The sequence below is a fragment of the Hoylesella timonensis S9-PR14 genome (genome assembly GCF_000762405.1).
GTDB lineage: Bacteria > Bacteroidota > Bacteroidia > Bacteroidales > Bacteroidaceae > Prevotella > Prevotella timonensis_A.
This window is the reverse complement of record NZ_JRPQ01000171.1, coordinates 1-799: the sequence shown is the minus strand read 5'-3', so window position 1 is coordinate 799 and position 799 is coordinate 1. Positions and strand designations below refer to the sequence as shown.

Below are 799 nucleotides of genomic sequence, written 5' to 3'. Positions count from 1 at the left end.
TCAATCATTTGCAATATAAAGTTAGGATAATATCAAGGTTAGGATAATGATGCCCATACCCAACATACGGATAATTCTTCCAACCGTGCAGTCCCTCAAAATATTTCACAACAACTACCGCACGTTCAAAAGGTGGCAAGTTCGCCAGCCGCACCCTGCGCTGGGCAAGGGTCGGCTGGCAGAGCAAGCACATTATACAGAATAAAGCAAAGCGTTTAGCAGTTCGCATCGTTCAAGGCTTTGGTTACTGCTGAGTTGGTCTTTCCCTTTTCCTCCGCCTTTTCATTGTTGAAGTTGAACGACAGTTTGGCGATTTGCCCGAAGTTGTCCTCCACATACACATCAATGGTTTGTCGGTCTGTGGAAGCAGAGGTGTAGTAAAGTCGGAAAACATCCTTGGTGAGCGGATAGCGGTCGTTAGGCTTGAATACCGTCCCATTGTCCATTCTTAGCGTTCCTTTCCCGTCGGGCTGGAAGTATCGGATGGTGTAGCGTGTGTCGGCAAATTCGCCCCCTCGTTTGAGGGTGCAGCGTATCTCTGCCGTCTGTCCCTTGACGATGTCCTTCTGGACAGGCATCGTCTCGACAGTGAACGGATAACACTGCTGAACATCCAACTCCCTATCACAAGCAGATAAACAAAACACGGCAAGGGTTAGCACTCCCATTACCCATATACTATTAAAAATTTTCTTTTTCATTGTTCCCTACATTTATAGATTAAACCTGATTCCTGCCGATACAGCAGGGCGAAAATGATGAACATCCGTACCAAAGAGTATGCGTCCCTGTCCTTTGA

At 46.8% G+C, this 799-nt stretch carries 2 protein-coding genes and 1 pseudogene; all 3 read right to left on the bottom strand.

Features of this window, described 5'->3' with window-relative positions:
* Window positions 1–49 precede the first annotated feature (49 nt).
* Window positions 50–229, bottom strand: a pseudogene (locus tag HMPREF9304_RS15005) (lysozyme); the annotation flags it as partial.
* Window positions 216–701 carry a DUF3872 domain-containing protein gene (locus HMPREF9304_RS10725; RefSeq protein WP_036895243.1) on the bottom strand — a complete coding sequence of 162 codons (486 nt, stop codon included), beginning with the start codon at window positions 699–701 and terminating at the stop codon, window positions 216–218. The pseudogene HMPREF9304_RS15005 and the gene HMPREF9304_RS10725, both read right to left, overlap by 14 nt.
* Before the next feature lie 12 nt (window positions 702–713).
* Window positions 714–799, bottom strand: an 86-nt coding sequence (locus HMPREF9304_RS15000; RefSeq protein ID WP_231564518.1) for a conjugal transfer protein TraO, incomplete at its 5' end; no start/stop codon positions are given.